General features: G+C 63.7%; 22 protein-coding genes. 13 read left to right on the top strand and 9 right to left on the bottom strand.

Translation table 11 applies throughout. The features are described 5' to 3' along the window. Positions 1-42 precede the first annotated feature (42 nt). The 5 genes from A7A77_RS10875 to A7A77_RS10855 are packed head-to-tail and all read left to right on the top strand — an operon-like array spanning position 43 to position 5,122. Positions 43-1,110: a phosphotransferase gene (locus tag A7A77_RS10875; protein ID WP_066557601.1), complete on the top strand. Its 1,068-nt coding sequence runs from the start codon at positions 43-45 to the stop codon at positions 1,108-1,110. Then, on the top strand, positions 1,107-1,895 hold the full coding sequence (locus A7A77_RS10870) for an enoyl-CoA hydratase/isomerase family protein (RefSeq protein WP_066557598.1): 789 nt from the start codon (positions 1,107-1,109) through the stop codon (positions 1,893-1,895). Before A7A77_RS10875 ends, A7A77_RS10870 begins: the two co-directional genes overlap by 4 nt. Before the next feature lie 4 nt (positions 1,896-1,899). Continuing rightward, positions 1,900-3,060, top strand: a complete 1,161-nt coding sequence (locus A7A77_RS10865) for an acetyl-CoA C-acetyltransferase (protein ID WP_066557592.1) — start codon at positions 1,900-1,902, stop codon at positions 3,058-3,060. Next, positions 3,060-4,040, top strand: a complete 981-nt coding sequence (locus A7A77_RS10860; protein ID WP_066557583.1) for an NAD(P)H-dependent flavin oxidoreductase — start codon at positions 3,060-3,062, stop codon at positions 4,038-4,040. Before A7A77_RS10865 ends, A7A77_RS10860 begins: the two co-directional genes overlap by 1 nt. Further along, a complete protein-coding gene (locus A7A77_RS10855) occupies positions 4,037-5,122 on the top strand; it encodes a CaiB/BaiF CoA transferase family protein (protein WP_066557581.1) in 1,086 nt (361 codons plus the stop codon). Before A7A77_RS10860 ends, A7A77_RS10855 begins: the two co-directional genes overlap by 4 nt. An 18-nt stretch (positions 5,123-5,140) precedes the next feature. Here A7A77_RS10855 and budC read toward each other — a convergent pair whose 3' ends face one another. From budC to A7A77_RS17480, 6 genes are all read right to left on the bottom strand, one after another. Next, positions 5,141-5,914, bottom strand: coding sequence for a meso-2,3-butanediol dehydrogenase (budC, locus tag A7A77_RS10850; RefSeq protein ID WP_066557580.1), 774 nt, complete (start codon positions 5,912-5,914; stop codon positions 5,141-5,143). Positions 5,915-5,918: 4 nt separating this feature from the next. Further along, positions 5,919-7,031, bottom strand: a complete 1,113-nt coding sequence (locus A7A77_RS10845) for an Rv3169 family protein (protein ID WP_066557578.1) — start codon at positions 7,029-7,031, stop codon at positions 5,919-5,921. Between the two features lie 26 nt (positions 7,032-7,057). Further along, complete coding sequence (locus tag A7A77_RS10840) at positions 7,058-7,471, bottom strand: hypothetical protein (protein WP_066557576.1); 414 nt, start codon at positions 7,469-7,471, stop codon at positions 7,058-7,060. Continuing rightward, positions 7,468-8,493, bottom strand: a complete 1,026-nt coding sequence (locus tag A7A77_RS10835) for a phosphotransferase family protein (protein WP_066557575.1) — start codon at positions 8,491-8,493, stop codon at positions 7,468-7,470. Before A7A77_RS10835 ends, A7A77_RS10840 begins: the two co-directional genes overlap by 4 nt. Before the next feature lie 15 nt (positions 8,494-8,508). Continuing rightward, complete coding sequence (locus tag A7A77_RS10830) at positions 8,509-9,570, bottom strand: zinc-binding dehydrogenase (RefSeq protein ID WP_066557572.1); 1,062 nt, start codon at positions 9,568-9,570, stop codon at positions 8,509-8,511. Positions 9,571-9,686: 116 nt separating this feature from the next. Then, a complete protein-coding gene (locus A7A77_RS17480; RefSeq protein WP_082836063.1) occupies positions 9,687-10,439 on the bottom strand; it encodes a response regulator transcription factor in 753 nt (250 codons plus the stop codon). 178 nt (positions 10,440-10,617) lie between these two features. Between A7A77_RS17480 and A7A77_RS10820 the strand changes: the two genes are divergently transcribed. After that, positions 10,618-11,376: an SDR family NAD(P)-dependent oxidoreductase gene (locus A7A77_RS10820; protein ID WP_066557571.1), complete on the top strand. Its 759-nt coding sequence runs from the start codon at positions 10,618-10,620 to the stop codon at positions 11,374-11,376. Positions 11,377-11,379: 3 nt separating this feature from the next. Here the strand turns inward: A7A77_RS10820 and A7A77_RS10815 are convergent, their stop codons facing one another. From A7A77_RS10815 to A7A77_RS10805, 3 genes are all read right to left on the bottom strand, one after another. Then, positions 11,380-11,676 (bottom strand): hypothetical protein, encoded by a 297-nt coding sequence (locus A7A77_RS10815; protein WP_066557569.1) that lies wholly within the window; start codon positions 11,674-11,676, stop codon positions 11,380-11,382. Between the two features lie 29 nt (positions 11,677-11,705). Next, positions 11,706-13,610: a linalool dehydratase/isomerase domain-containing protein gene (locus A7A77_RS10810; protein WP_066557565.1), complete on the bottom strand. Its 1,905-nt coding sequence runs from the start codon at positions 13,608-13,610 to the stop codon at positions 11,706-11,708. Positions 13,611-13,750: 140 nt separating this feature from the next. Beyond that, a complete protein-coding gene (locus tag A7A77_RS10805; protein WP_066557557.1) occupies positions 13,751-16,174 on the bottom strand; it encodes a TonB-dependent receptor in 2,424 nt (807 codons plus the stop codon). A 382-nt stretch (positions 16,175-16,556) separates the two neighbouring features. On the opposite strand from A7A77_RS10805, the gene A7A77_RS10800 reads away from it, so the two are divergent. The 7 genes from A7A77_RS10800 (at position 16,557) to A7A77_RS10770 (ending at position 25,007) form a co-directional block, all read left to right on the top strand. Further along, positions 16,557-17,252 (top strand): GntR family transcriptional regulator, encoded by a 696-nt coding sequence (locus A7A77_RS10800; protein WP_156500525.1) that lies wholly within the window; start codon positions 16,557-16,559, stop codon positions 17,250-17,252. A gap of 490 nt (positions 17,253-17,742) precedes the next feature. Continuing rightward, positions 17,743-18,960: an Rv3169 family protein gene (locus A7A77_RS10795; protein WP_216635577.1), complete on the top strand. Its 1,218-nt coding sequence runs from the start codon at positions 17,743-17,745 to the stop codon at positions 18,958-18,960. Positions 18,961-18,967: 7 nt separating this feature from the next. Next, positions 18,968-19,945, top strand: coding sequence for a phosphotransferase family protein (locus tag A7A77_RS10790; protein ID WP_066557551.1), 978 nt, complete (start codon positions 18,968-18,970; stop codon positions 19,943-19,945). 212 nt (positions 19,946-20,157) lie between these two features. Beyond that, positions 20,158-21,702: a hypothetical protein gene (locus A7A77_RS10785; RefSeq protein WP_066557545.1), complete on the top strand. Its 1,545-nt coding sequence runs from the start codon at positions 20,158-20,160 to the stop codon at positions 21,700-21,702. Positions 21,703-21,704: 2 nt separating this feature from the next. After that, positions 21,705-22,193 (top strand): acetyl-CoA carboxylase biotin carboxyl carrier protein, encoded by a 489-nt coding sequence (gene accB / locus A7A77_RS10780; RefSeq protein WP_066557544.1) that lies wholly within the window; start codon positions 21,705-21,707, stop codon positions 22,191-22,193. Positions 22,194-22,195: 2 nt separating this feature from the next. Continuing rightward, positions 22,196-23,545, top strand: a complete 1,350-nt coding sequence (locus A7A77_RS10775; protein WP_066557540.1) for an acetyl-CoA carboxylase biotin carboxylase subunit — start codon at positions 22,196-22,198, stop codon at positions 23,543-23,545. 4 nt (positions 23,546-23,549) lie between these two features. Next, positions 23,550-25,007: a pyruvate carboxylase gene (locus A7A77_RS10770; RefSeq protein ID WP_066557537.1), complete on the top strand. Its 1,458-nt coding sequence runs from the start codon at positions 23,550-23,552 to the stop codon at positions 25,005-25,007. Positions 25,008-25,020 lie beyond the last annotated feature (13 nt).

Below are 25,020 nucleotides of genomic sequence, written 5' to 3'. Positions count from 1 at the left end.
GCTGGCCAAGAAGATCAAGCGCGAATGGCGGGAGAGCCAGCAATGAGTGAAGGGATCGCCGAGGCCAATACCGGCACGACGCCGGTCCGCGCCGGTTACGAGATCGACGCTGCGCGCCTGACCGAATGGATGGCCGCCAATGTCGATGACTTTGCCGGTCCGCTGACGATCGAGCAGTTCAAGGGCGGCCAGTCGAACCCGACCTACAAGCTGGTGACGCCGACCGCGAAATACGTGCTGCGCCGCAAGCCGCCGGGCCAGCTGCTTAAAGGTGCGCACGCGGTGGAGCGCGAGGCGAAAGTCATGGCGGGGCTGGGCAAGACCGGCTTTCCCGTGCCGCGCGTGCACGGCATCTGCACCGACGACGATGTCATCGGCACGTGGTTTTTCGTGATGGACATGGTGGAAGGCCGAATCTTCTGGAACGCGACCTTCCCCGAGGTATCGCGCGAGGATCGCCCCGCCTACTTCGACGCGATGAACGCCACGATGGCCGCGCTGCACCAGGTGGATTACGAGGCCGTTGGTCTTGGCGACTACGGCAAGCCGGGCAACTATTTCGCGCGGCAGATCGGCCGCTGGTCCAAGCAGTACCTTGCCGACGAGGAAGCGGGCCGGAACGAGGACATGGACCGGCTTGTCGCGTGGCTGCCGGAAAACATCCCCACGGGGGACGAGACCAGCGTCGTGCACGGCGACTTCCGCTGCGACAACATGATCTTCCACCCCACCGAACCGCGCGTGGTTGCGGTGCTGGACTGGGAACTGTCGACGCTGGGTCATCCGCTGGCCGACTTTGCCTATCACGCGATGATGTACCGCATGCCGCCCGACATCGTGGCGGGGCTGGAAGGCGTGGACCTTGCCGCTCTGAACATCCCCAGCGAGGCCGAATACGTCGCCGCATATTGCAAGCGCATGGGGCGCGAGAGCATTCCGAACTGGGATTTCTATATCGCTTTCCAGTTTTTCCGGCTTGCCGCGATCTTCCACGGCATCAAGGGCCGCGTCATCCGTGGCACCGCTGCCAACGCACAGGCGAAGGAACGCGCCGAAGCCTTCCCCCGCCTCGCCAGACTGGCCGCAGAGGCAATGGAGAACTGTTTGTGAGCGATATCCCGGTCCTGTTCGAAGTCGACGGCGATATCGCCACGATAACGCTTAACCGCCCCAAGGCGGGCAATGCCCTTGATGCGGCTTCTGCCGAAGCGCTCTTCGATCATGCCATCCGCTGCGATCTCGATCCCGCGATCCGCTGCGTAGTGCTGAAGGGTGAGGGCAAGCTGTTCTGCGGCGGCGGCGATGTCGGCGGCTTCAGCGCGGCCGGAGACGACATCGGCGCCTATCTCAGCAAGTTGGCCGGCGTGCTGCACATGGCCGTCATCCGCCTGATGCGGATGCCAAAGCCGCTGCTGGTGGCGGTGAACGGGCCGGCGGCGGGCGCGGGGATGAGCATTGCGCTGGCAGGCGATGTCGTGATCGCGGGGCGTTCGGCCAGCTTCAGCACTGCCTATGGCGCGATCGGACTGACTGCGGATGGCGGCATGTCGTGGCTGCTGCCTCGCCTGATCGGGATGCGCCGCACGCAGGATCTGCTGCTGACGAGCCGCCGCGTGGACTCAGCCGAAGCGCTGGAAATCGGCCTCGTCACCCGCGTCGTCGATGACGAGGCATTGGCGGAGGAAACCGCGCGCACTGCGCAGGTTCTTGCGGCGGGTGCGGTGAACGCTGCGGGCCGGATCAAGGACCTTTTGCTTTCGACGCTGGGCGAAAGCCTGGAAGGACAGCTGGAGCGCGAGGTGCGGATGGTGACGCAGTCCGGCCTCGATGCCGAGAGCCGGGAGGGCGTTGCCGCCTTCCTGGAAAAGCGCAAACCCGACTTCAAGGGAGCATGATGCAATGAGCACGGCCTATATCGTCGAAGCAGTGAGAACAGCCGGTGGCCGGCGCAAGGGCGCGCTTGCGGGCGTGCATCCGGCCGATCTGGGCGCGACGGTGCTGGATGCGCTGGTGGCGAGATCGGGCATCGATCCCGCGATCGTCGACGATGTGATCATGGGCTGTGTGACGCAGGCGGGCGAACAGTCCTTCGCCTTCGCCCGCAACTGCGTGCTGGCGTCTTCGCTGCCCGACAGCATCCCCGGCGTCACCATCGACCGTCAGTGCGGTTCCTCGCAGCAGGCGATCCAGTTCGCGGCCCAGGCCGTGATGTCCGGCACGCAGGATGTCGTCATCGCCGCCGGGACAGAGAGCATGACCCGCGTGCCGATGTTCTCGAACACCTCGCTGCACATGAAGGCGGGTATTGGCGAGGGGCCGTTCCCCGCCTCCATCCAGAAGCGCTACGGCGTGGAAACCTTCAGCCAGTTTACCGGCGCGCAGATGATCGCGGACAAGTACGGCTTTACCCGCGACGACATGGACGCCTTCGCACTTGCCAGCCACCGCAAGGCCGCCGCCGCGATCGAGGCGGGGGCGTTCAGGGCGGAGATCGTGCCGGTGGAAACCGCCGAGGGCCTGTTCGCGCAGGATGAGGGCGTGCGCTTCGATGCCTCGCTGGAGAAGATCGGCTCGCTCGATCCCATCGTGGAGGGCGGATCGATCACCGCCGCCAACGCCAGCCAGATGACAGACGGTTCGTCCGGCGTGCTGGTCGTGAACGAAAAGGCGCTGAAGGAATATGGCCTGACGCCGGTCGCGCGCATCCACCATGTCTCGGTCAGTGCGGGCGATCCGGTCATCATGCTGGAGGAGCCGGTGCCGGCCACGCAAAAGGCCCTGGCCAAGGCGGGTATGACGCTGTCCGACATCGACCTGTACGAAGTGAACGAGGCCTTCGCCTCTGTGCCGATGGCATGGCTGAAGGCGCTGGAGGCCGATCCGGCGAAGCTGAACGTCAACGGCGGCGCGATCGCACTGGGCCACCCGCTGGGTGCCAGCGGCACGAAGCTGATGACGACGATGATACACGCGCTGAAGGCACGCGGCGGCCGCTATGGCCTGCAGACGATGTGCGAAGGCGGCGGCATCGCGAACGTCACTATTGTGGAGGTGCTGTAATGGCGCTGAAGACCCGGATTACCGACCTGCTGGGCATCGAACACCCGATCGTACAGGGCGGGATGATGTGGGTGGGCCGGGCCGAGCTTGCCGCTGCCGTCTCGAACGCGGGCGGGCTTGGCATTCTGACTGCGCTGACCCAGCCGACGCCCGATGACCTGCGCCGAGAGATCGACCGCTGCCGCGCGATGACCGACAAGCCGTTCGGGGTGAACCTGACGATCCTGCCCAGCGTCAGCCCTCCGCCCTATGCCGAATATCGCAAGGCGATCATCGAAAGCGGCATCACCATCGTGGAAACCGCCGGCGGCAAGCCGCAGGAACATGTCGACGACTTCAAGAGCCACGGCATCACCCTGCTGCACAAGTGCACGTCGGTCCGCCATGCCTTGTCGGCGGAACGGATGGGTGCCGACGTCATCTCGATCGACGGGTTCGAATGTGCTGGCCATCCGGGGGAGGATGACGTGCCGGGCCTGATCCTGATCCCGGCTGCGGCGGACCAGGTGACGGTGCCGATGCTGGCAAGCGGCGGCATCGGTGACGGACGCGGCCTTGCCGCCGCGCTGGCGCTGGGGGCCGAGGGGATCAACATGGGCACCCGATTCTGCGCCACCGTCGAAGCGCCGATCCACGACAACGTGAAGCAGTTCCTTGTCGCCAACGACGAAAGGTCGACCAACCTCATCTTCCGCAAGTTCCACAACACGGGGCGCGTGGCGAAGAACAGCGTGTCGGACAAGGTGGTGGACATCTCCGCCGCCCCCGATGCCGTGTTCACCGACATCCAGCCGCTGGTGGCAGGCGCGAAGGGCCGCATCGCGCTGGAAACCGGCGACATCGACGCAGGGCTTGTCTGGGCCGGCCAGATACAGGGCCTGATCCACGACATCCCGACTTGCGCCGAACTCCTCACCCGCATCGTCACCGATGCAGAGGCCATCATTCAGGCACGCCTCGCCGGAATGCTCGCGGCGTGACGGCGGCGGCAACCGGGCCGCTTGCCGGCATTCGCGTGGTGGAATTCACCGGCATCGGGCCGGGGCCGCATGCGGTGATGATGCTGGCCGACATGGGCGCGGAGGTGCTGCGCATCGACCGCAAGGGCGGCAATGGCTGGCCCAACCCCGTGAACGACCGTGGCCGCGCGGTGCTGGAAATCGACATTAGGAGCGAGGAAGGACGCGAGGCGTGCCTTGCCGCTCTCGACCATGCCGATGTGCTGGTCGAGGGCTTCCGGCCCGGCGTGATGGAACGGTTGGGGCTGGGGCCGGACGATGTGCTGGGACGCAATCCGCGGCTTGTTTATGGCCGGATGACGGGCTGGGGTCAGGATGGCCCGATGGCGCGGCAAGTCGGGCACGACATCAACTATATCGCGCTGTCTGGCGCACTTGCCGCGATCGGCAAGCCGGGCGAACCGGCCACCCTTCCGCTCAATCTGGTCGGCGATTTCGGCGGCGGGTCGATGATGCTGGCCTTCGGCATCGTATCCGCCATGTTCGAGCGGGAACGGTCGGGCAAGGGGCAGGTAGTCGATGCCGCCATCGTCGACGGGGTCGGCACACTGATGTCGTTCTTCGACGGGCTGCGCAGCACCAATACCCTGTCGATCGAGCGTGACGAGAACCTGCTGGGCGGTGCCGCGCCGTTCTATCGTTCCTATTTGTGTTCCTGCGGCGGGGAAGTGAGCGTCGGCCCGCTGGAACCGCAATTCTTCGCCGAACTGATCCGCCTGCTAGAAATGCCCGAATTTGCCGACGGGCAGAAGCGCGAACGCTGGGACGCGCTCGGCGATGCCCTGACCGCTAAGTTTGCGTCGCAAAGCCGCAATCACTGGACCGCGCTGTTCGAGGGATCGGACGCATGCGTCTTCCCCGTCCTCAATCTGGACGAAGCCATCGCGCACCCGCAGATCGGGGGGCGTAACGCGTATGTCGAAGTGGATGGCAAGCTTCAGGCCGCGCCAGCCCCGCGCTTTTCCCGCACGCCCGGCAAGGCGCGCGGGGCCGCGACGGACGGGGCGGCACTGGTGATGAAATGGCAGGCCGAACCGCGCTGATTTCGGCCCGCCGTGGCGTCAGCCCAGCGGAACCTGCGTTGGCTGACCGCTCGATGCGCTGACCCCGCCATCTGCCACGACGATCGAACCGTGCATGAAGCTGGCGTCGTCTGACGCAAGGAAAGCGACGACCGAGGCGATTTCCTCTGGCTGTCCCGGGCGCTGGGCGGGAATGCCCTCGATCCAGGATTCCAGCAGATCGGGCAGCGCCTTGAATGCATCGGTCGCGGGCGTTTCGATGAAGCCGGGGCAGATCGCGTTGATGCGAATGCCTTCGCGTGCGTGATAGACGGCCATGGCGCGGGTCAGCTGGATCACTGCGCCTTTCTGCGCAGAATAGGACGGATAGGCCCCTTCGCCGCCAAGTCCGGAGATGGACGCGATGTTGATGATCGTGCCCTTGGTCTTGCGCAGATGCGGGATCGCCGCCCGCGAGGCGAAGAAGACGGAATCGTAATTCACCGCATTGCTGCGCCGCCATGCCTCGGTGCTGTGCTCCTCGATCAGCGCAACGGCCGCGACGGCGGCATTGTTGACGATGATGTCGAGCTTGCCGAAGTGTTCGACCGCGCCTGCGATCAACGCCTCGACTTCGGCTTCCTCGGCAACGTCGGTCACCATGAACCGGGCGCGGTCGCTGCCAAGGCGGGCGAGTGCGGCATCGCCGCGATCCTGCGAGCGCCCGCAGAACAGGACCGATGTGCCTTCGTCCAGCAGTCGCTTCACGATGGCATAGCCGATCCCGTCGGTGCCGCCGGTTACGATCGCGGCTTTGCCGTCCAGACGTCCCATGCCCTTAGTCCTTGTCCCAGCGGGTGATGTCCATCCCGCTCGTTATGCCAAGCGGTTCGTATGCGCCCAGAATTGCCTGTTCGAACGTGCCGACCGTTTCTTCGACAGTCCCGTCGGGCGAAGTCATCTTCACGCGCGACAGGCGCTGGACGTGGAGGTTTTCCAGCTTCATCGGATCGAGATCGGCGACATTGAAATCCTCGCGCTCGACGCGATAGGGGCCGTGGTAGTTGCCGTGGAACCACTCCGAGTGGAAATAGCCGATGCCCTTCATCTGCATCCGGTGGAACGGTTCGAATTCCAGCACGTACGGGCCGTCGCCGTAGTCGACGGTCAGCTTGCCCGATTCCGGCCATAGCGTGCCGGGCACCAGTTCGGTTTCCATCACCGCGTTCTCGGTTTCCAGAAAGCTCTCGGGGCTGGTGCCATCGGGGCAGAGGACGGAGCGGGTGTTCCAGATGTGGCCGCTGGGTTCGGCGGCGATGTGGTAGAAGAAGCTCTTGTCCTTGAAGTTCAGGGGCGTCCACTGCCAGAAATAGCCTTGCTCTCCGGCCAGCGGATTGGGCTGCGGATCGGACATGCCGATGGGGCGCGTTCCCCACGAACGGTCGCGCGTGCCGGTGCACTTGTCGGAAAGCTCGATACGGCGGCCGTCGATGGAGACCCAGCCTGTCCAGTGGCCGTTCTGCGTCAGGCGCGTGTAGTCGAGAAAGCCCTTGGTCCCCACGCGGCGCATGAAGCGAGGTTCCTCGATCGGGAAGGCGCGGCCGGTGATCGTGATGTCGGCGGCGATGCCATCGTGTTCTTCCACCACGATGCGCAGCTTCTGCAGCGGTTCGACGATCTCGATACGGATCGGACCGACCGAGGTGTCCATGCGGTCTTCGAGGATCTTGCTGCCGCGCAGGCAGTGCTGCACCCCGTCGACCTGGATCGAGATGCCGCAGTCGATGATGTTGAGGTGCGGATAGACGCCCATGCCGGCCAGGAAGAACAGCGAACCATCCGGCTCGTAGCCGTTGAACCAGTAGCGATCGTAGAAATTCCGGTCCGTGCCGGAATAGGCGATCGGCTCGGGCGTCTGGTGGATGGGAAAATCGTCGGCCTTGGTGAGCATGAAAGTCTCCGTGTCGGAAATTCGGGTCAGAAATTGGCGGAAGCGACGCGGCGGCTTTCCACCGTGCCGCGCAGGAAGGCCCAGATCTCGGCATCGAGATCGGTTGCCTCGTTCTCTTCGATGGCGGCGTGCAGATCGATCAGCTGCGCGCGCAGCGCCTCGTTCGTGGCGGTGAGGGCAGAGATGCGCAGGTCGGACTGGTCAAGCGGCGCTGGCGCATTTTCGCCAAGGAACGCTGCGCACTTGCCGACGAGCGCGTATAGCGCGGCGTTCTCTCCATGGAGGCGCGAGGCGGCCACGTCCCACTCGTCGGCGAGCATGTCGAGCATCGCCGCGGTCATCGCCGCATTACCTTGCCGGAAACCGGTGAGGTGGGGGACGATATCGTCGCGAAGCTTGCCGGCAAGAAAGCGCGTGGCGGCGGGAACGGCGGGTTTCATAGCTTCCCCATCAGTTCAAGTGCGGCACGGTCCTGCGCATTGCGCAGCCACCATGCGGCATAGGCGTGGATGACGGTGGGATCGTCGACGGTGGACCAGGCGTGGGCGCAGCTGTTCCAGATCGCCTGACCCTTCACGCACATCGCCAGTTCCCACCAGCGCAACGCGTCGGGATCGGCGGTGAGGCCGCTGGCCTGTTCCCAGATGCGGATCGCCTCTTCACGCGGGGCAACGCCGCCGCGCCGCTCGTCCTTTCCGAATGAAAACACGCGCGCCATGCTCCACGCCAGATCCTCCAGCGGATCGCCCATGTGGGCCATTTCCCAGTCCAGAACCGCGATCAGTTTCGCATCGTCGTCGTAAAGGAAATTGCCCGCGCGAAAGTCGCCGTGGACCATCGCCAGCTTTTGCGCGGGCGGCGGGGGATTTCGGCGCAGCCAGCGGATTACGGCGCGGATCACCGGTTCCGGGCCGACATCGTTCGCGTCCATCTGCCCTTCCCAATAGTCCAGTTCCTGCATTGCCGTCGTTTCCGGCGTGGCGGGCTTCATGAACGACAGGTCGAGGTTCTCGCACGGCACAGCGGCAAGGCTGCCCATGGTGGACCACAACTCGTCCGCGATGCGGGGCAGGCGATCGGCCCAGGCCGGTTCCTGCAACTGGTATTCGCTATTGTGATAGCCGCGCAGGTCTTCGGCCAGAGAGATTGCGCCACCGAAATGTTCCGCGTCTTCCTCCAGCAGGATCATGCGCGGCACCGGGATGCCGTGGCCGTGGATGGCGCGGTAGGATTCGTATTCGTGCCGCCGGTCGCTGTCGACATTGCTGGCAGGCGGATCGCGGCGCAGGATCAGCCGGTCGCGATGCTCGCCTGCGCTGTCGGCATAGGCAAGGTCGAACCGGAACGTCTCGCGCGAGGCACCCAATGGCAGGCGTTCGAGGTTGCTTGCGCTGACCTCGCGCCAGTCGGGGAACCGCGCGGCAAGGTAGCTGGAGAGCAGGTCTTCGGTGATCGTCTTCATAAGGCAGTCCGTTGGTCAGGTCGGAGTGACGAGCAGCTTCACGTCCTCGCCACCGCCGGAAAGCGCGGCGAAGGCGCGGTCGACATCGGCAAGGCCGACCTCGCCCGTCACCATCGGGGCGAGCGCGTCCGGACGGTCGCAGACCATCGCGAAAGCATCGGCGAAATCGGCGGGGCTGTAGGCAAAGACGAAGCGCACGCCGAGCGACTTCTGGAGGAGGAAGGCAGGCTCTATCGGGTCGGTTTCCATGCAGGTGCCGACAGTCACGATCGTCGCGCCGACGGGGGCTGAACGGGCGATAGCCATCGTCATGCCGGGCTTGCCGACGCAATCGAACAGGACCGCGCGGGTGCGCTCCTTGGCTTCGGCAGCGCGGGCCATCGTGTCGGACAGGCCGATGGGCAGGCCCTGCCGGTCGAACCACTGGCCTGCCGCCGCCTCGTCCGGCGCGATGACCATGTCGGCGCCCATGCGTTCGGCCATGGCGCGGCGCGCGGCATTGGGTTCGACCGCAAGGACCGGGCCGAGGCCCAGTGCCTTCAGGCGGGTGATGACGAACAGGCCGACCGGCCCGCAGCCATAAACGGCAATGGCGCAATCCTTGTCCGCGCCGCTTTCGGCCACGGCGTGGACAGCGACCGACAAGGGTTCGGTCAGCGCGGCGATATGGGTCGGCACGTGATCGGGCACGGCCATTGCGGCATCGGCCTGCACCACCATGCGTTCGGCGAATGCGCCGTTGTAGCGGTTGGAGTAGCCGACCAGCTCTACGCCGTCCGGCCCGGTAATGAAGGGCAGGGCGACCAGCCGCTGGCCGCGCGCGAAGCCGCCGGATGCCTCCAGCACCTCGCAGCAGAATTCGTGGCCCATGACGACCGGCTTTTCGGGGTTCATGAAGCCGCGGAATCCGGCACGGTGTAGCAAGTCGCACAAGTGGCCGGAATGATCCTTGGCGTGAAGATCGCTGCCGCACACGCCGCAGGCCAGCGGGCGGGTCAGCACCAGTCCCTTGCCGGGAACCGGTTCCTCGATTTCGGAGAGGGCCAGCTTGCCCTCTGTCATCACCATCGCCTTCATCGGGCATCCTGCTCTGCTTGGCCGCATCTGTGGCGGCGTTTCGTGCAGGCAGGATGGTGGGGCGAGTGGTCGCTCGCCAGTGACGGGTTTCCGCTACTGCCCTGCCGAATGCCTGCTCATTGCCATGTCGGACGCCCTTTCAGGCGGGCGGTCATGGCGGTGCGATTATGAACTTCGAGCTTGCCGTAGATGCGGCGCAAGTGGTTCTCGACCGTGAATTCGGAGATACCGATCATGTGCGCGATCTGCTTGTTCTGCTTGCCGTCACCGACAAGGCGGGCAATCTCCTGCTCTCGCGGGGAAAGGCGCGCCATGGCGTCCTGTGCGCTGTCCTGACACGGATGGAGAACGTGGTGCAGCGCATCGATGCCGCCGGCGGCGTAGAGTACGCTTTCGAACAGTTCGCCCACAACCAGCTGCGCGATCGTGCCGGAATCGTGGGAAAGCCGTTCCATGCTGACGCGCGCGGCGTGATGCCCGCCGGACTTGCAGTGGGCACCGATGACGAGGAAGAAGCCCGGCATCACCTGCTGAACCCATGCGCCGACGACCTGGACGTCGTGGCTGAATATGAAGCTGCGATAGCGGTGCGCATCGCCCGCAAGGCGCGAAAGGCGGTTGTCGCCCCACTGCACGAGGCTGCCGCAGCGGTCCGATGCGGCCATGTCGCGGGTGAAGGGATCGTCTTCGAAGACGCGGCCCGCCTGATAGGCTTCCTGCGCTTCGGCGCTGACGCCGTGATGGTAGAGGTAGCGTAGGTCGTCGCCATCGGCGGAGCGCCTGTTGCGGATGAAGATCGAAAGGGTATCCAGCCCGCAGTCTGCAACCAGGTTGCGACTTCTCTCCGCGATTTCGCGAGATACCTGCATCGTATTTCCTCTCTCGTTCCGCTTCGTGGCGGAAAATCCCCTGCTCCGCCTTTTTTGGCGAAATCGTTCGACGATTTAAGCACTCTTCGCGACCGCTTGCAAGCATAAGCCGATACGGGTTCGCGTCCCCTGCACAGATTGTCACGGGTTTATGATTGTGCAATATCGTTTGACGATAATGGAAAGCGAGAGGGACGAGATGGACGGTATTCTGGATGGCAGATGCGTCGTTCTAACCGGCGCATCCCGTGGAATCGGGAAAGCGATCGCAACGCTGTTCGTGGAAAACGGGGCCAGGCTGGTGACGGTGGCCCGATCGGTGGGGGTGCAAGCGGAGCCGGGTGGCCCCGTGATAGCCATTGCCGGCAGCGTATCAGATCCCGAAACAGCGCAACGCTGCCTCGCCGCTACCGACGCGTTGGGTGGCTGCGACATCCTGATCAATGCGGCAGGGGTTTTCCCAACCGCAACGCTGGCCGAAATTGATGACGCTCATGCAGCATCCGTGATGGACACGAACTTTCACGGCGTTCTGAATTTCTGCCGTACATTCGTGCCGGACATGGCGCGGCGGGGCGGGGGCTGCGTCGTCAACGTCACGTCGCTTGCCGCGCGCGCTCCGGTGCCGGGCATGTCGGTCTATGCGGCCAGCAAGGCGGCGGTGGAGGCGTTCTCCCGCTCGATCGCCGTGGAATATGCACGCAACGTACGGATCAATTGCCTTGCTCCCGGCCCGACGTGGACCGAAACGGTCGAGCAACTGGCGGCGAGCGATACGACCGGCGCGGTGGAACAGGTCGTGGGGATGATCCCCATGGGGCGATATGGCGAAGCTGCTGAAATCGCGGATGCCGCGCTCTACCTCGCCACGGGCAAGGGGGCGGCGTTCATGACGGGACAGTCGCTGCAGGTGAATGGCGGCGCGCTGATGGCCTGAGGGTCAGAACCCCACGAGTTCGGCCAGCCGCGGTATCCGGCTTTCCTGGGTAGAGATGCTGCCGCTGTCAGGTTTGTGCAAAGCACCGCTGCTCCATGCGCCTGCGATGCTGAGGATCAGCAGCGTTACCACGACGGTCGAGAATGCCGGTGCCGGACCACGACCGCGCAGATTGTCCCAGAGTGTCGGCACCGCTGCATCGTATGTCCCGCGCCGGACGAGGCCCCAGTAGATTCCCCAGCGCCGCAGCACCGCGACCATGCTCGCGTAGAGATAGGCAGCGATGATGCAGCAGACCATGGTATGTCTTCCCGTGTTGCCTTTTCCTGTCAGTCCGCCGGAATGATCGACACTTCGCGTCGTTCCGGCAAGTGGAAGGTGAAGCGGGCCGTGCCGTCCATGTCCGCCGCCAGCGTTTCGCCGGTTTGCACCACGCGATAGCTGCGGCCCGGGCGCAGGCGGCCGAGCCCCAGTCGCGCCTCCACCGGTCCTTCGCCCGGCACCAGCACGAGGTCGAGCCTGTCCCCGTCCGATACCGCGCGGGTGACCACGACGTCGGGATAGATCGCCTCGGTCAGCAGCGGGCCGGTGCGCCACTTCTCCGGCAGGCCGGTGCGGACCATGTCGCGCACGGTGTTGGCGCGGGTCCAGCTGACCGCATCGGCCACCCCGTCGCCGTACATGCGGTTGATGGTGCGGCGGGTTGCGTCGATCACCGGTTCGTCGCCCATTTCCTGCGCCGCCCACAGCGTCATCGTCAGCGGGTTCAGCTCGGGCCACTGGTCGTACGAGAAGTTCGCCGGCTTGCGCGTGTCCCAGCCCAGCGGCAGCAGCTCGAAATCGAGCTCGCCCTTGTCGTTCACCTTGATGAAGTCGCGCTTCAGGATCGCCCAGAGCCGCTCCGCCTCTTCCGGGGCGTAGGGTGTCATGAAACGGATGCCCCAGGTCTCGCCGAACAGGCCGGACAGGCTGGGCACGGTAAACCCGAAGGTGGACGAGGTGCAGACCCGGATGCGGCCATCGGGCAGCAGCATCTCGTCGCGCATCGTCTTGTCGAAACGGGCGCCGATCTCGTCGATCATGTGCGTGCCGTGGCGCGCATCGTGCAGCGCCAGCGAGGTGCGGCCGACGAGGTTGCACATCGAGTAGATCCAGCGCGGCTCGCACGGAAACCAGCCGTAGTCGTAGCGCTTGTAGTTCTTCACCACCTCGCGCAGCATCGTTTCGTGGTTGTATTCGGCGGCAGTATCCTCGTCCCAACGGAAAGTGAGCGAGCCCGGCTCGCTGAACGGGGAAGTGCCGCTGGACGTTTCGAACAGGCCCAGTGACACGCCGAGAAAGCCCGACAGCATGATGTTGTCGATATCGACCGGGTTCTTCGAAACCTTGAGGTTGCCCCACAGGCTTTCCCAGTACCAATAGTTCCACGTCTTGCGGTCGATGTGCTTCCTGATCAGGTTTTCCTGCGCGGTATTGAGATAGCCGTGGAACGCGGGAAGCTGGGTGAACTGCCCGAAGGCGAGGTTCCAGCTCATCGTACAGATCTGGTATCGCAGCGCGCCGTCCTGCCACGTGTCGTTGAAGACGAAGCCCTTCCATTCGTCCACCGGCTGCAACGCAAGGTCGAGCATGCGGCGGTATTCGCCGATCTGGCCTGCGGGCATTTCCGGCGATGCCTCGATCGGTGCTTCGCGCAGGATCGGTTCGATTTTTGCGAGCGCCGCGTTGTGCTCTTTGCCGCGCTCCCTTGCGGCGGAAAACTTGCGGCGGCGGTGAAGCGCGAACCCGCCGTGAAGGGCGAGAAACGCGAGCGGCACGGCATATTCCATCAGGGCAAGGCCGGGCGAACCGTCGACCCATGCAGCGGAAAGCATGGCCGTTCCGATCAGCACCGCCGGCGGGCCGAGCACGACGCCGCGTGCCCACCAGATGAACATGATTACGGCAAAGACGGCGATCGACAGTAGGCCGAATACGATCCCGGCAATGCCGCCGGCAAAGAAGAAGCCCCCGCCGGGAAGCACGATACCAAGGCCGAAAGCCTTCCACTGCGCATTCATGCCCAGCACTACCGGCAACATGCCGACGATGAACCACGCCGCCTGCATCAGGTAGAAGCGGGAGAGGATGGACCGCGTGATCGGCCCGTGCATCGCGGAAATGTCCGGTACCGGCGGGATGGCATCGACGATGCGCGCGCCCGTGTTCCGGGATCCATCGGATGCAGTGGTCATCTGGGTAGCCAAGACCGTTCTCCCGCTATGATTTTATTCTGATGATTTCGTCGAACGATAACAGTTTCAAGTCCGATTGGCAAAAGCAAAGGGCGGCGGAACATGGCCCGCCGCCCTCCGGGAGAACCGGTGTCTGCCGATCAGTAGCGCCAGCTTAGCTGGACACCGTAAGTGCGCGGCATCCCTGTAAAGCGCGAGATGGACGCAAGGTTGTCCTGCACGTTCGTCCAGTAGAACGTGTTGGTCACGTTCCGGACGTAGCCGCCGATCCTGATCTTGTCGTCGTTGAGGCGCACGCCGGCCCGCAGGTCGAGCAGGGCATAGGCCTTCATCGCATAACGCTTGTCCTCGTCCACGAACTCGGTCGTGGTGTTGGACAGGGCCGACGTCGTGTCGCTGTTGTAGGTGACCGACGCGCCCATGTACCCTTCGGCATTGCTGCCAAGCGCGAAGTCGTAGTTGATGTCGCCGATGGCGGTAAGCGCCGGGGCATAGGGGAAGTCCTGCCCGGTGAAGTTGCGCTCTACGCCAAGGGCATCGAAGCCGGTGTATTCCTTGATCTTCGTGTCGATATAGGTCCCGCCGAAGCTCATCGTCAGGCCGTCTGCCGGGCGCAGGTCGATCTGGGCCTCGACACCGGTGACGCTGCTCTTGGGAATCTGGACCAGCGCGTCCAGCGTGACGAAGACCGGATCGGGCTTGCGACCGCGCAGCTGCTTGTTCTTGTAGTCGTAGTAGAACGCAGCGGCCGAGATGTTGACAAGGCCGTTGGCGAACGGGGCCTTGAAGCCCAGTTCGTAGGCCGTGACCGATTCCTGTTTGACCGGGGTATAGCCGCTGAAGCTGGCCACCGATGCGGTCGGGAAACTGCCTGACTTGTAGCCGCGCGATACGCGGGCGTAGAGCAGGGCGTTGCTGGCCGTCTTGTAATTCAGGCCCACGTTCCACGAGATATTGTCTTCGTTCAGTTCGTCGAACAGGGCGGGGCGGAACTGTTCGGGGAAGTCCGCCGTGAAGGTCAGGCACTCGCCCGGCTGCACATCGGTGCCGAAGATAGAATTCCACCAGATCGCCGTGCCGCCGCCGAAGTCGTTCGTGCAACCTTCGAAGTCGCGCTTGCTTTCAGTGTAACGGGCACCGGCCACCAGATCGAGGCTGTCGGTCAGGGCATACTCGATATTGCCGAACACGGCGTAGTTCTTCACGTCCTGGTCGGAGTAGTTGAACGTCAGCTGGCCCCGCGGCGAATCCGGAACGGCATAGAGCGGATCGGACGACGGGCCCTGGCTGAAGTTGTAGAACAGGCGGTCATAGGTTTTCGAACTGTCGTAGTTCGCGCCGATGATGAAGTTGCCCCAGGCATAGTTGCCCGACACCCGCAGCTCTTGCGAGAAGTTCTTGATGTAACCGCTCGTGTTCGTGTCCACCGTGGCATAGATCGAGCCGTCGAAATCCTGCACCGAATTGGTCTTGTAGTCGGAATAGGCGGTGATCGACGTGAGCGTCAGCGCGGCCGTGAGGTCAAGATCGACGCGGGCGCTCAGCTGGTAGAAGCGGTCGTCGCGCTGCAGCGGGCGGTTGTTTTCGCCGCGCGTGCTGTAATCGCGCGTGCTGAAATCCTCCGTCTCGTCGTAAAGGCTGTAGTCGCTGAAGATGCCGTAACTCCAGTCCGCGGCGCGGGCATTGTTCGGCGCGGGCGGATAGGCGCGGAAGTTGTCGGCATCGGGGCTGCCGCAAGTCGATGCGGTGTTGGTACCGCAAGAGTCTTCGATCAGCTGCGCGGCCTGCGTATCGCTCTTGTCCTGCCAGCCGTTGGCATTCAGCATCACGCGAAAGCCATTGCCCGGGTCGATCTCCAGCTGGAAGCGGCCCTGTATCTTGTCCTGTGCGCCAAGCGTATCGTCGCGCGTATAGCTGTATTGCCAGTCGTCAGACTGGATCGTGCGCGCGGACAGCCGGGCATTGACGCCGTTCGTGATCGGGCCGCTGACGAAGCCCTGCACATCGATGGTGTTGAACCGTCCGTAGCTGAGATCGACGCCGGCATCGAACGTATCGGTCGGCTTGTTGACGATGTAGTTGATCGCGCCGCCCGTCGTGTTCTGCCCGAACAGCGTTCCCTGCGGCCCCTTCAGCACTTCGACGCGCTGAACGTCGAACGCGACGCCGCGAGTCGTGGCGCTGAACGGAAGCGCTATTTCATCGGTGTAAACGGCGACGGTCGGCGCGGCCGAAAGTGTTGTTTCGTAGAAGCCGATGCCACGCAGCGTGTAGACTGGAGTGTTGAACGGCGAAGGCTGAACGGTGAGGCCCGGGACAATCTTGCCGAGGTCGGTCGGCGAATCGATACCCTTGATGGTCATGTCCTCGCCGCTCTGCACGGTGATGGACAAGCCGACGTCGTTGATGGCCTGTTCGCGCTTGTTGGCGGTGACGATGATCTCGTTCAGGGTCGCGGTTGACGGCGCGGCCGCCGTCTCCTCGTTCTGTGCCAGTGCGGGCGTTGCGCCAGCCAGCATGATTGCCGGAACTGCTGCGCATCCGAGTAGGCGATATGTCTGCATTGCCGATCCTCCCCTTCGTAGAGGCCATGCACAGCGCTACTTTGCGTGCGCACGCCACGTCTTGATCGATCTGACGGGATTCTGGGGTGTTACCCCGCATCCTCTCTCCCAGAGGCCCGACAATGTTGGGCGGGTCCTCCGTCTAGGTTGATATGCCGACTTAGATCGTGGGTCAATAATGTTTGACGATTTTATCTGATACATTGGAACGAGAGTTCGCTGCAGGCGGGTAGACGGAAGGAGGTCGGGGGATCCCGCGGGCCTGCAACGTTAGACGATTTCAACAGATGAGTTTGTACATTGACCGATTCTACAAGGTCGAATTACAACGGGCCGGACAAATGAATGAGCGAGTGAAACTGGAGAGGCCGTGAATCAGGGCGTGAAAGTCAAAGGCGAAGGCGATGCCGATAGCGGCGATCAGCCGCGCAGCGCGAGCGACCGGGTCGCCGCCGCGATCGTCAAGGAAATCCGGATGGGACGGCTTGTCCCCGGCCAGCACTTGCTCGAACCCGAACTGACTTCACGGCTCGGCATCAGCCGCGGATCCTTGCGAGAGGCGTTGAAGCACCTTGCCGCAGACGGGATCGTCACGCTCAGCCGGTTTCGCGGCGCCTATATCTCGGCGCTGGATCGCAAGGCGGTCTACGACCTTCTCGACACGCTCGAACCGCTGGCAAGGCTTGCCGCGCGCAGGGCCGCCGAAATGAACACCAGCAAGCAAAAGGCAAAGGAGCTGCAGGCATCGGCCTTGCGGCTGGAGGAATTGCAGGGTTCGGGCAAGCGGGGCGACTACCTGACCGAGCGGCGCTATTTCTACGACCTGCTGATCGAGATGGGAGGCAACGGCGAACTGGCCCGCGTGATCCCGCTTTCGCGCGCGGACCTGTTCCGCGCCCAAGTCGAAACCCGCCAGAGCGAGGCGCAGCGCCGCCGCCATGCCCACGGCTACCGCCTGATCGCCGCAGCGGTGATGGATGGTGACGCGAAAAAGGCGGACCAGCTGATGGGCGAGCATTTCGCGGGCACCCGCGAAACGATGGACCAACTTGCTGACGAGGTCTTTCCCGCAGCCTGATCCTGCGCGGCATAGCCGGAAAATCATGCCGGGGTTGCTCCCGGCGGCGCGAACCCGCGCGGCGTCGCCGGTCTCCACCAGCCCACGATAGTCCCGAATTCCCGCGTTTATGGCGCGAATGTCGATCCTGCAAGGTCCGTCGCAGCAGGTGCCGGCGATTTGCCAGGCTGCGTCCTTGCGTCATGTCGATGCTCGGCGAATCGAAGCTCGCTGTTGGAGATGAACGGCGCATATCGACAGCCAGCCGATATGCGCCCTCCTACAGAAACCGATCGACCCCGCCTGCGTCAATGCCGCCCAACGGGCCAGTTACTGCTGCGATCTGGGGGTTGATCGTGGCGGCAATTCCTCTCGCTCTCGGCTTGTTCCATCCCTCGAGTTGAATTCTATCGCTCGATATGGCTAGACGAAATCGTTGGACACATTTATGGGTGAGGAGAAAGAGCCGGACGCAGCAATGCGGACCGCCGCACTTCGGGAGAGAGAAAAGATGACTGTTTACGACGGCTTCAACGGCAATCAGCCGATCAGGTTCATCCGCAACGAGATGGAAGACATCGGTATGCTGACCGCTGTCGATGAACTGTTGAACCACCAGATCGTCGACACGCATGCCACCGTCGCTACCTCCGAACAGAGCTGGACCGAGAAGATCTGGAGCGCGATTGTGCGCAAGGACGGCACGCTCGGCATCGATTTCGGCCTTGGCCGTTATCACAATCGCGGCGTGCTTGATGGCTGGGCGGCGGTGTCCCGCGGGTCGGAGCAGTGGACCGTGCGTGCCAACCGCGAATTGCGCGACGATCCCACGATCACCGAAGTCGGCCCCTTGCGCTACGAAGTGATCGAACCGCTGCGTAAGGTCCGTTACGTGTGCGAACGCAACGATGCCCAGCCCATCGCCTACGATGTGACCTTCACGGCAGAGATGCCGCCGTTCTTCGAAGACCGGCACAAGCAGCGGGAACGCGACGGCTTCCGCGTCGGATCCGACGTTGTGCGCTATCACCAGATCGGCACGCCCGAAGGCTGGGTGGAGATCGAGGGTGAGCGTATCGAGATCAGGCCCGAGGAATGGACCGAATACCGCGACCACAGCTGGGGCACCCGCCTCGATGTCGGCGCGCACAACGCCGACGTGAAGCCCAGCTCCGCATTCGGCGACGCGAAGTTCGGAGAGGACGAGTTCGTGCTAGTGTGGAGCCCGTTCATGCTCGTGAAGCCGAACGGCGAGAAGTACGCCTACCACTTCTATTACATGTCCAGCAAAGGGCGGATCTTCTATTCGTCGGGCTACATGAACCACCCCGACGGCAAGCAGGAGAGGGTCGTCCGCGTCCGTCCCGAACTGCGCTACGACGACAGCACCCGGCGCCTGCTGGGCGGCAAGGTCCATTTTGACATGATGCAGGGCGGCACCAACACCATCGATGTCGAGGTGATGGGCACTTCGGGCGTTCACCTTGGCCCAGGCCTCTACTTGGGCTTCGACGGACGCAAGCACGGTTCGTGGCACGGACCGCTCACCATCGAAGGCGAAAAGTTTCCCGACACGATGGACCGCAAGACGCTGGAACGCATCCGGCAGCTTCGCGATTGCCCGATCCGCGTGACGGAGGGCGATGCCGTCGGCTACGGGATCATGGAAACCATCATCCACGGCGAGCATCCGGAACTCGGTCTCACCGCAGCGAACTCGCTGGTGTGAGGGCGCCATGGCTCGCGATACCGAAGCGCTTGCCAAGGGTCTGCGCGGTTGGCTCGACAGGGGCGACCGCGTAACCGGGGTGAAGGTGCTTTCCGCCGGTCACTCGAACGAGACCTATCTCGTCGAGGGGCTGAACGAGATCCTGCGCATGCCGCCGTCGAAGGAAGGGCTGTTGCCGCCCTATGACATGGCGCGCCAGCATGCCGTGATGTCGGCAGTGGCCGACAACTCGGCAGTTCCCATGCCGCCGATGCTGGAGCTTTGCACCGATGCCTCGGTGCTGGGCGACGAATTCTTCCTGATGGGCGCGGTGCCGGGGGAGGCGTTCGAATATGCGGTGCCGGACTGGCTTGCGGCCGATCCGGTCGATGGTGCCGAAGCGGTCTGCCGCCAGTGGTTCGATGCGCTGGCGGCGCTGCACAAGATGGACCCCGCGCTGATGCCGCCGGGCGGACGCAGCGTGCCCGAAGAAGTCGCGTACTGGCTGGATGTCGCGCGTGGCAGCGATGCGATGCCGGCGCTATTGTCGGTGCTGGAAGATCTCGACCGCCAGCCGCCCCGCACAACCGGTGCGGTCACGCCGGTGCACGGCGACCCCAAGCATGGCAATTGCCTGTGGCAGGACGGCAAGCTGACGGTGCTGCTCGACTGGGAGATGACGCAAGTCGGCGAACCCATGCTCGATCTGGGCTACATTCTCATGTTCCATGACCAGGGCGAAGCGTCGCTGGCGAATGCCGGTTTCGAACTGCCCGGCTGGTGGTCGTGGGATCGCATGGTGGAGGAGTGGGAAGCGCGCACCGGCCGCACGGCGGTGGATGTGATGCGCTATGCCGTTCTGGGGCAGGCGAAGGTCGCGGCTATCATTTCGGTCGGTGCCTACCTGTTCAAGAGCGGACGCATCCAGGACCCGCGATTCGAAGGCTTCGCCAAAGTGCTTCCCGCCTATGTCGACCTGCTCGAGCGCCGGGCGATGAAGGCCTGAACCCAAGTGACATAACCCGTCCATTGACGGGAATCAGGCACATGCGCGCAATTCGCCTATGGGCCATCATGACTTGACTCGATGCACATTTTCGTCGAACGATTTTGATCTACCAACTATTGCGGATTGGTCCGTATCTGGTATGAACAGGCAAGACGACCGGCGCCCTCGAAAGTGCCGGCATCGGGATGGAGAGAAGGGCAGGTTGCCGCATGCTTGATTATGTCCGCTTGTTGGAAGCGAACAACGCGATCCAGTCGATCGGCGACGATACGTACTGGCTCTGCGTGACGCGCACGGTGCAGGAATCGAAACTGTTTCCGGTGCCGTCCTACATGCTGCTTTCGTACCTGTGCTGTTACTACCGCTATCCGGAATTGCTGCGGAAGGTGGAGGCCAAGGTAAGGGCAGAGGAACTGGGCGACCGCAGCCGCGCGATGGGCGGGAAGCTGGGCAGTCTGCCGGGCTGGGGCCTGCCGACGTTCTACCTGCTGGGCCGCGAGATCCTGATCAATTTCGGCCTGTTGACCCCGGCGGACAATGCCGAGGACGTGGCCTATGTCATGGACTTCTGGCGCAGGTACAAGCTGTCACAACAGCGCGAGGACGGGCACCTCAACGCCCGCGAATTCGGCCAGCGCGTGCAGATGCTGCCCGAACACCGCATCAAGCGTTTCCATGCCGACATGCACCGCTGCAAGCCCGGTGACCGCCTGCACGAAGTGGCGCACGCGTTCCTTGCGGCGGTGTCGCAGTACGGCTTCCTCGTTTCGTGCGAAAGCCGCTGTACGCTCAACAACTCCGGCCCCTACAAGCTGGGCGATGACCGCGAGATGATCGTGCGCGAATTCACCGATCTCGCACGCGGCGACTATCCGTGGCTGGACGGTATTGCCGACGATATCCCGTACAACAACCTGACCGTGACGATGGAAGCGACGGGTTGTCACTTCTACCTGATGGACGATTGGGGCAGCTTTGAATCGAAGCCCGAATTTACCGCTGAGGCGGTTTCGGGCGTCGGCCTCTATACCTCCGACGCCCTTTCCGACGGTTTCGAGCCGGTGGGCATGGGATCACCGGAAGAACTGGCCGACACGTTCGAGGCGCTGACCGAGAAGATCCGCGCCGCGACGGTGGAGCTGTGGAAGGAAATGGCCGGCTGGACGCGCGACCAGATGATGGACGCGGGCGCGCTCGTCTACTTCTCTCTGATCAAGGATTTCGCCCACCTTGCCGGTGTCTACGACGCTGACGACTGGATGAAGATCGACCCGCGCGCGGACCGTTTCCGGGCATTGTTCAACGACCAGTTCGGGCGCGATTTCCTGGGCGAAATGGTCGGGCTGGTCAGCCTGCCCAGCCAGCAGCTGCACGAATATGCGATGATGCGGCATACCAACGAACCCAAGCGCTACATTTCGCACATTCCCTATTCGGTGCTCGACCGTCCGCCCTCGGAGCAGCGGCTGGAACCGATCGGCGAAGGCGTGCTGCACTTTGCCGAAAAACAGGGTGCCTATCGCACTACGCAGGGGATGTTGGACATCGACGAATACAATCGCCGCGCAGGCGATATGCGGCCCGTCCAGATGGAGCCGGACCTGCGCTTTACTTGCGACACGACGGTGAAGTGGGCACCCGACGGCGACCCGGCAGTGGAACGCATGGTGCGCGATGAATGGAAGAACAGCCCGGCGCTGAAGGACGCGCCGAGCACGATCACACGCGACGAAATCGAACGGCGGAGGGGCTAGGCGTGGCGAAGGACAATTTCACCGATCTCGAACAGCTTCTTGCCGAATTCGAGGCGTCGGACCTGACCGAACTGCATGTCCGGCACGGGGAGCTGGAGATATTCCTGTCGAAGGACGAGAATGCCGTCGGCCTGGGTGGCGGCGCCGTGCAGGTCGCGACGGCAAAGGCGCCGGTGAAGACCGGCAAGACGGCATCGCCACCTGCTTCCGCCCCGACCGCCGCGGCACCGGCAGCCGACATTCCCGAAGGCGCTGTCGTCGTGCGCGCGCCCTACCTCGGCACGTTCTACCGCGCGCCGAAGCCGGGCGCGCCGCACTATGTCGAAATCGGCCAGCCCGTCAGTGACGAAACCGAAATGTGCCTTGTCGAGGTCATGAAGCTATTCACCGCCGTTCGCGCAGGGTGCAGCGGCACCGTGGCCGCGATATTGGCCGAAGACGGTGCGATGGTCGCTGCGGATCAGCCGCTTTTCGCTGTGATGCCGGGCTGACCATGGGACTGAAACGCGTCTTCGTCGCCAACCGGGGCGAAATCGGCCTGCGGATCGTCCGCGCCGCCCATGCACTCGATATCGAAGCGGTCATCGGCGTGTCCGAAGCCGACAGGGACGGGCTTGGCGCATGCGAGGCCGACCGTGCCGTCGTGCTTGGCCCCGGACCGGCAGCAAAAAGCTACCTCGATGCCAAGCTGGTGGTGCAGGCTGCACTGGCAACAGGGTGCGACGGTTTGCATCCGGGCTACGGCTTTCTGTCCGAACGTGCCGAGCTTGCGCGGCTTTGCGCGCAGTACGGCATCGCCTTCGTCGGTCCGGAGGCGGACGTGATCGACGGACTGGGCGACAAGCTGCGCGCCCGCGAAATGGCGCGCAAGGCGGGCGTTCCGCTGGTCCCCGGCACTGACGAGATTGCCAGTGCATCAGACGCGGTGAAGGCGGCGGAACAGGTCGGTTATCCGGTACTTCTGAAGGCATCGGCCGGCGGCGGCGGGCGCGGCATGGTGATCGCCCGCAATCCGGCAGAAGTGGAAGCGGGCTTCGCCAAGGCGAGCGCCGAAGCTTTGGCCGCATTCGGCGACGGCACCCTGTTCATGGAACGCTTCGTGCCCGAGGCGCGGCATGTCGAAGTGCAGCTTCTGGGCGATGGGAAGGGCGGCGTGCTCCATTTCGGAGAGCGCGATTGCTCGGTCCAGCGCCGTTACCAGAAGCTGGTCGAGGAAGCGCCCTGCGCGGCAATGCCCGATCACTTGCGCAAGCAATTGCACAAGGCGGCCTGCGACCTTGCCGCCAGCGTCAACTACCGCAACGCCGGCACCGCCGAATTCCTGTTCGACGTGGCGCGGGAAGAGTTCTACTTCATCGAGGTCAATGCCCGCATCCAGGTCGAACACCCGGTCAGCGAAATGATTTCCGGCGCTGATCTCGTGCAGGAACAGTTGCGCATCGCGGGTGGCGCCGCGCCCAGCGTCAAGCAGGACGAGATCGACCTTTCCGGTCACGCCATCGAATGCCGCATCAATGCCGAGGACTGGACCCGCGACTTCATGCCGGTGCCGGGCACGGTCACACGGTGGAAAGTGCCGACAGGCGAAGGCGTCAGGCTGGATAGTCATATCTTCGAAGGCGCGACGATCCCGCCCTATTACGACAATATGGTCGGCAAGCTGATCGTCCACGGCCAGGACCGCGCAGAGGCCGTATCGCGGCTTCAGTCCGCAATCGACGATTTCGCGGTGGAGGGCGTGCCGACGACCCTGCCGCTCCACGCCAAGATCGTCGGCCATCCCGATTTCATCGCCAACCGCATCCACACGCGGTGGCTCGAACAGACCGTTCTGGCGGAGTAGACACATGGCCCATATCAAGTTCCTCGACGAGACCATGCGCGATGGCCAGCAGAGCCTGTGGGGCATGAAGATGCAGGCCGGCATGGCACTGCCCGTCACCCCGATCATCGACAAGACCGGGTACGAGACGATCAGCCTTGCCGGCTCGTCAATTCACGAAGTCCTGATCCGCAAATGCCGCGAGGACCCGTGGGCGGGCCTCGACATGCTGGTCGAATCCATGCCCGAAACGCCGCTGCGTGCCGGTTGTCGCTCCAACGGTTCGGTGACTTTCGGCTTCACGCCCGATGCGCTGATGGACCTGTGGGTTGAACGGCTGTGCGTCCACGGTATCCGCAGCTTCTGGCTCTATGACGTGCTTTTCAATATCGAGAAGATGCACCGGCTGGCCAGAATCGCGAAAGGCCACGGCTGCAAGGTGGCGGGCACGATGCTCTTCACCCTCTCTCCCGTTCACACCGACGAATATTACGCCGACAAGGCGGACAAGCTTTCCGCCCTGCCGGAAGTGGACAGCCTGCTGCTTTACGATACCGGCGGCGTGCTTGATCGTGAGCGTATTTCCACGCTCGTCCCCGCCATCGTCGAAAAGGCGCGCGGCAAGCCGATCGAGATGCATGCCAACAACATGCTGGGCCAGTCGGCCAAGACCTACATGGACGCGATCGAATTCGGCGTAACGGTACTGCACACCGCTGTGCGCCCGATGGCGAACGGCCCGTCGATCCCCTCTATCGAGATCATGACCAAGAACGTCGAGATGATGGGCCACACCCACAATATCGACGTCAGCAAGCTGAAGTCGGTGGCCGATCATTTCGAGCGTGTCGGCAAGGCCGCCGGCTTTCTGGTGAACCAGCACTTCGAATACGATGTGACCGCGCTGCGCCACCAGATTCCGGGCGGCATGATGGGCACGCTGCGCACGCAGCTGAAGGAACAGGCCATGGAGGAGAAGCTCCCCGAGGTTCTGGCCGAAGTTGCCAAGGTGCGCCGCGAACTGGGCTATCCCGGCATGGCGACACCGTTCGCTCAGCTGGTCGGCACGCTGGCCGTGTTGAACATCGTGACCGGCAAGCGTTATTCGGTCATTCCCGACGAGGTGATCCAGTACGCCGCCGGTTTCTACGGCGAACCCGTGGCACCCATCGACGAGAACGTGATGGACCAGATCATGTCCATGCCGCGCGCAAAGGAACTGGTCGCCAATCCGCCGGAACAGCCGGACGTGGCGGAACTGCGCCGCCGTCACGGTACGGGCGAGGATGACGACGAACTGATCCTGCGCGCGCTGGTTCCGGCAGCCGACATCGAGCTGATGCGCAAGTCCGGCCCGCCGGCGCGTGATTATCCCACGCTGTCCTCGCCCGAACTGGAGCAGGTCGCGCGCCTGATGAAGGTGGCACGGACGCCCTACGTCCAGCTGCGCTCCGAACAGCTCGACCTGACGATGCGGCTCTGAACGGAAGGGGTAC

Source organism: Croceicoccus bisphenolivorans (genome assembly GCF_001634625.1).
GTDB classification, from domain to species: domain Bacteria; phylum Pseudomonadota; class Alphaproteobacteria; order Sphingomonadales; family Sphingomonadaceae; genus Croceicoccus; species Croceicoccus bisphenolivorans.
Note: the sequence above shows the minus strand (reverse complement) of the source record. Positions and strands in the feature narration are given on the sequence as shown.

Coding starts and splice junctions, on each gene's coding strand:
- A7A77_RS10830 (WP_066557572.1), bottom strand. CDS start 9,570: ATGAAGGCGATGGTGATGACAGAGGGCAAGCTGGCCCTCTCCGAAATC.
- A7A77_RS10840 (WP_066557576.1), bottom strand. CDS start 7,471: ATGAAACCCGCCGTTCCCGCCGCCACGCGCTTTCTTGCCGGCAAGCTT.
- A7A77_RS10865 (WP_066557592.1), top strand. CDS start 1,900: ATGAGCACGGCCTATATCGTCGAAGCAGTGAGAACAGCCGGTGGCCGG.
- A7A77_RS10805 (WP_066557557.1), bottom strand. CDS start 16,174: ATGCAGACATATCGCCTACTCGGATGCGCAGCAGTTCCGGCAATCATG.
- A7A77_RS10770 (WP_066557537.1), top strand. CDS start 23,550: ATGGCCCATATCAAGTTCCTCGACGAGACCATGCGCGATGGCCAGCAG.
- budC (WP_066557580.1), bottom strand. CDS start 5,914: ATGGGACGTCTGGACGGCAAAGCCGCGATCGTAACCGGCGGCACCGAC.
- A7A77_RS10785 (WP_066557545.1), top strand. CDS start 20,158: ATGCTTGATTATGTCCGCTTGTTGGAAGCGAACAACGCGATCCAGTCG.
- A7A77_RS10795 (WP_216635577.1), top strand. CDS start 17,743: ATGACTGTTTACGACGGCTTCAACGGCAATCAGCCGATCAGGTTCATC.
- A7A77_RS10860 (WP_066557583.1), top strand. CDS start 3,060: ATGGCGCTGAAGACCCGGATTACCGACCTGCTGGGCATCGAACACCCG.
- A7A77_RS10875 (WP_066557601.1), top strand. CDS start 43: ATGAGTGAAGGGATCGCCGAGGCCAATACCGGCACGACGCCGGTCCGC.
- A7A77_RS10775 (WP_066557540.1), top strand. CDS start 22,196: ATGGGACTGAAACGCGTCTTCGTCGCCAACCGGGGCGAAATCGGCCTG.
- A7A77_RS17480 (WP_082836063.1), bottom strand. CDS start 10,439: ATGCAGGTATCTCGCGAAATCGCGGAGAGAAGTCGCAACCTGGTTGCA.
- A7A77_RS10810 (WP_066557565.1), bottom strand. CDS start 13,610: ATGACCACTGCATCCGATGGATCCCGGAACACGGGCGCGCGCATCGTC.
- A7A77_RS10790 (WP_066557551.1), top strand. CDS start 18,968: ATGGCTCGCGATACCGAAGCGCTTGCCAAGGGTCTGCGCGGTTGGCTC.
- A7A77_RS10835 (WP_066557575.1), bottom strand. CDS start 8,493: ATGAAGACGATCACCGAAGACCTGCTCTCCAGCTACCTTGCCGCGCGG.
- A7A77_RS10845 (WP_066557578.1), bottom strand. CDS start 7,031: ATGCTCACCAAGGCCGACGATTTTCCCATCCACCAGACGCCCGAGCCG.
- A7A77_RS10820 (WP_066557571.1), top strand. CDS start 10,618: ATGGAAAGCGAGAGGGACGAGATGGACGGTATTCTGGATGGCAGATGC.
- A7A77_RS10815 (WP_066557569.1), bottom strand. CDS start 11,676: ATGGTCTGCTGCATCATCGCTGCCTATCTCTACGCGAGCATGGTCGCG.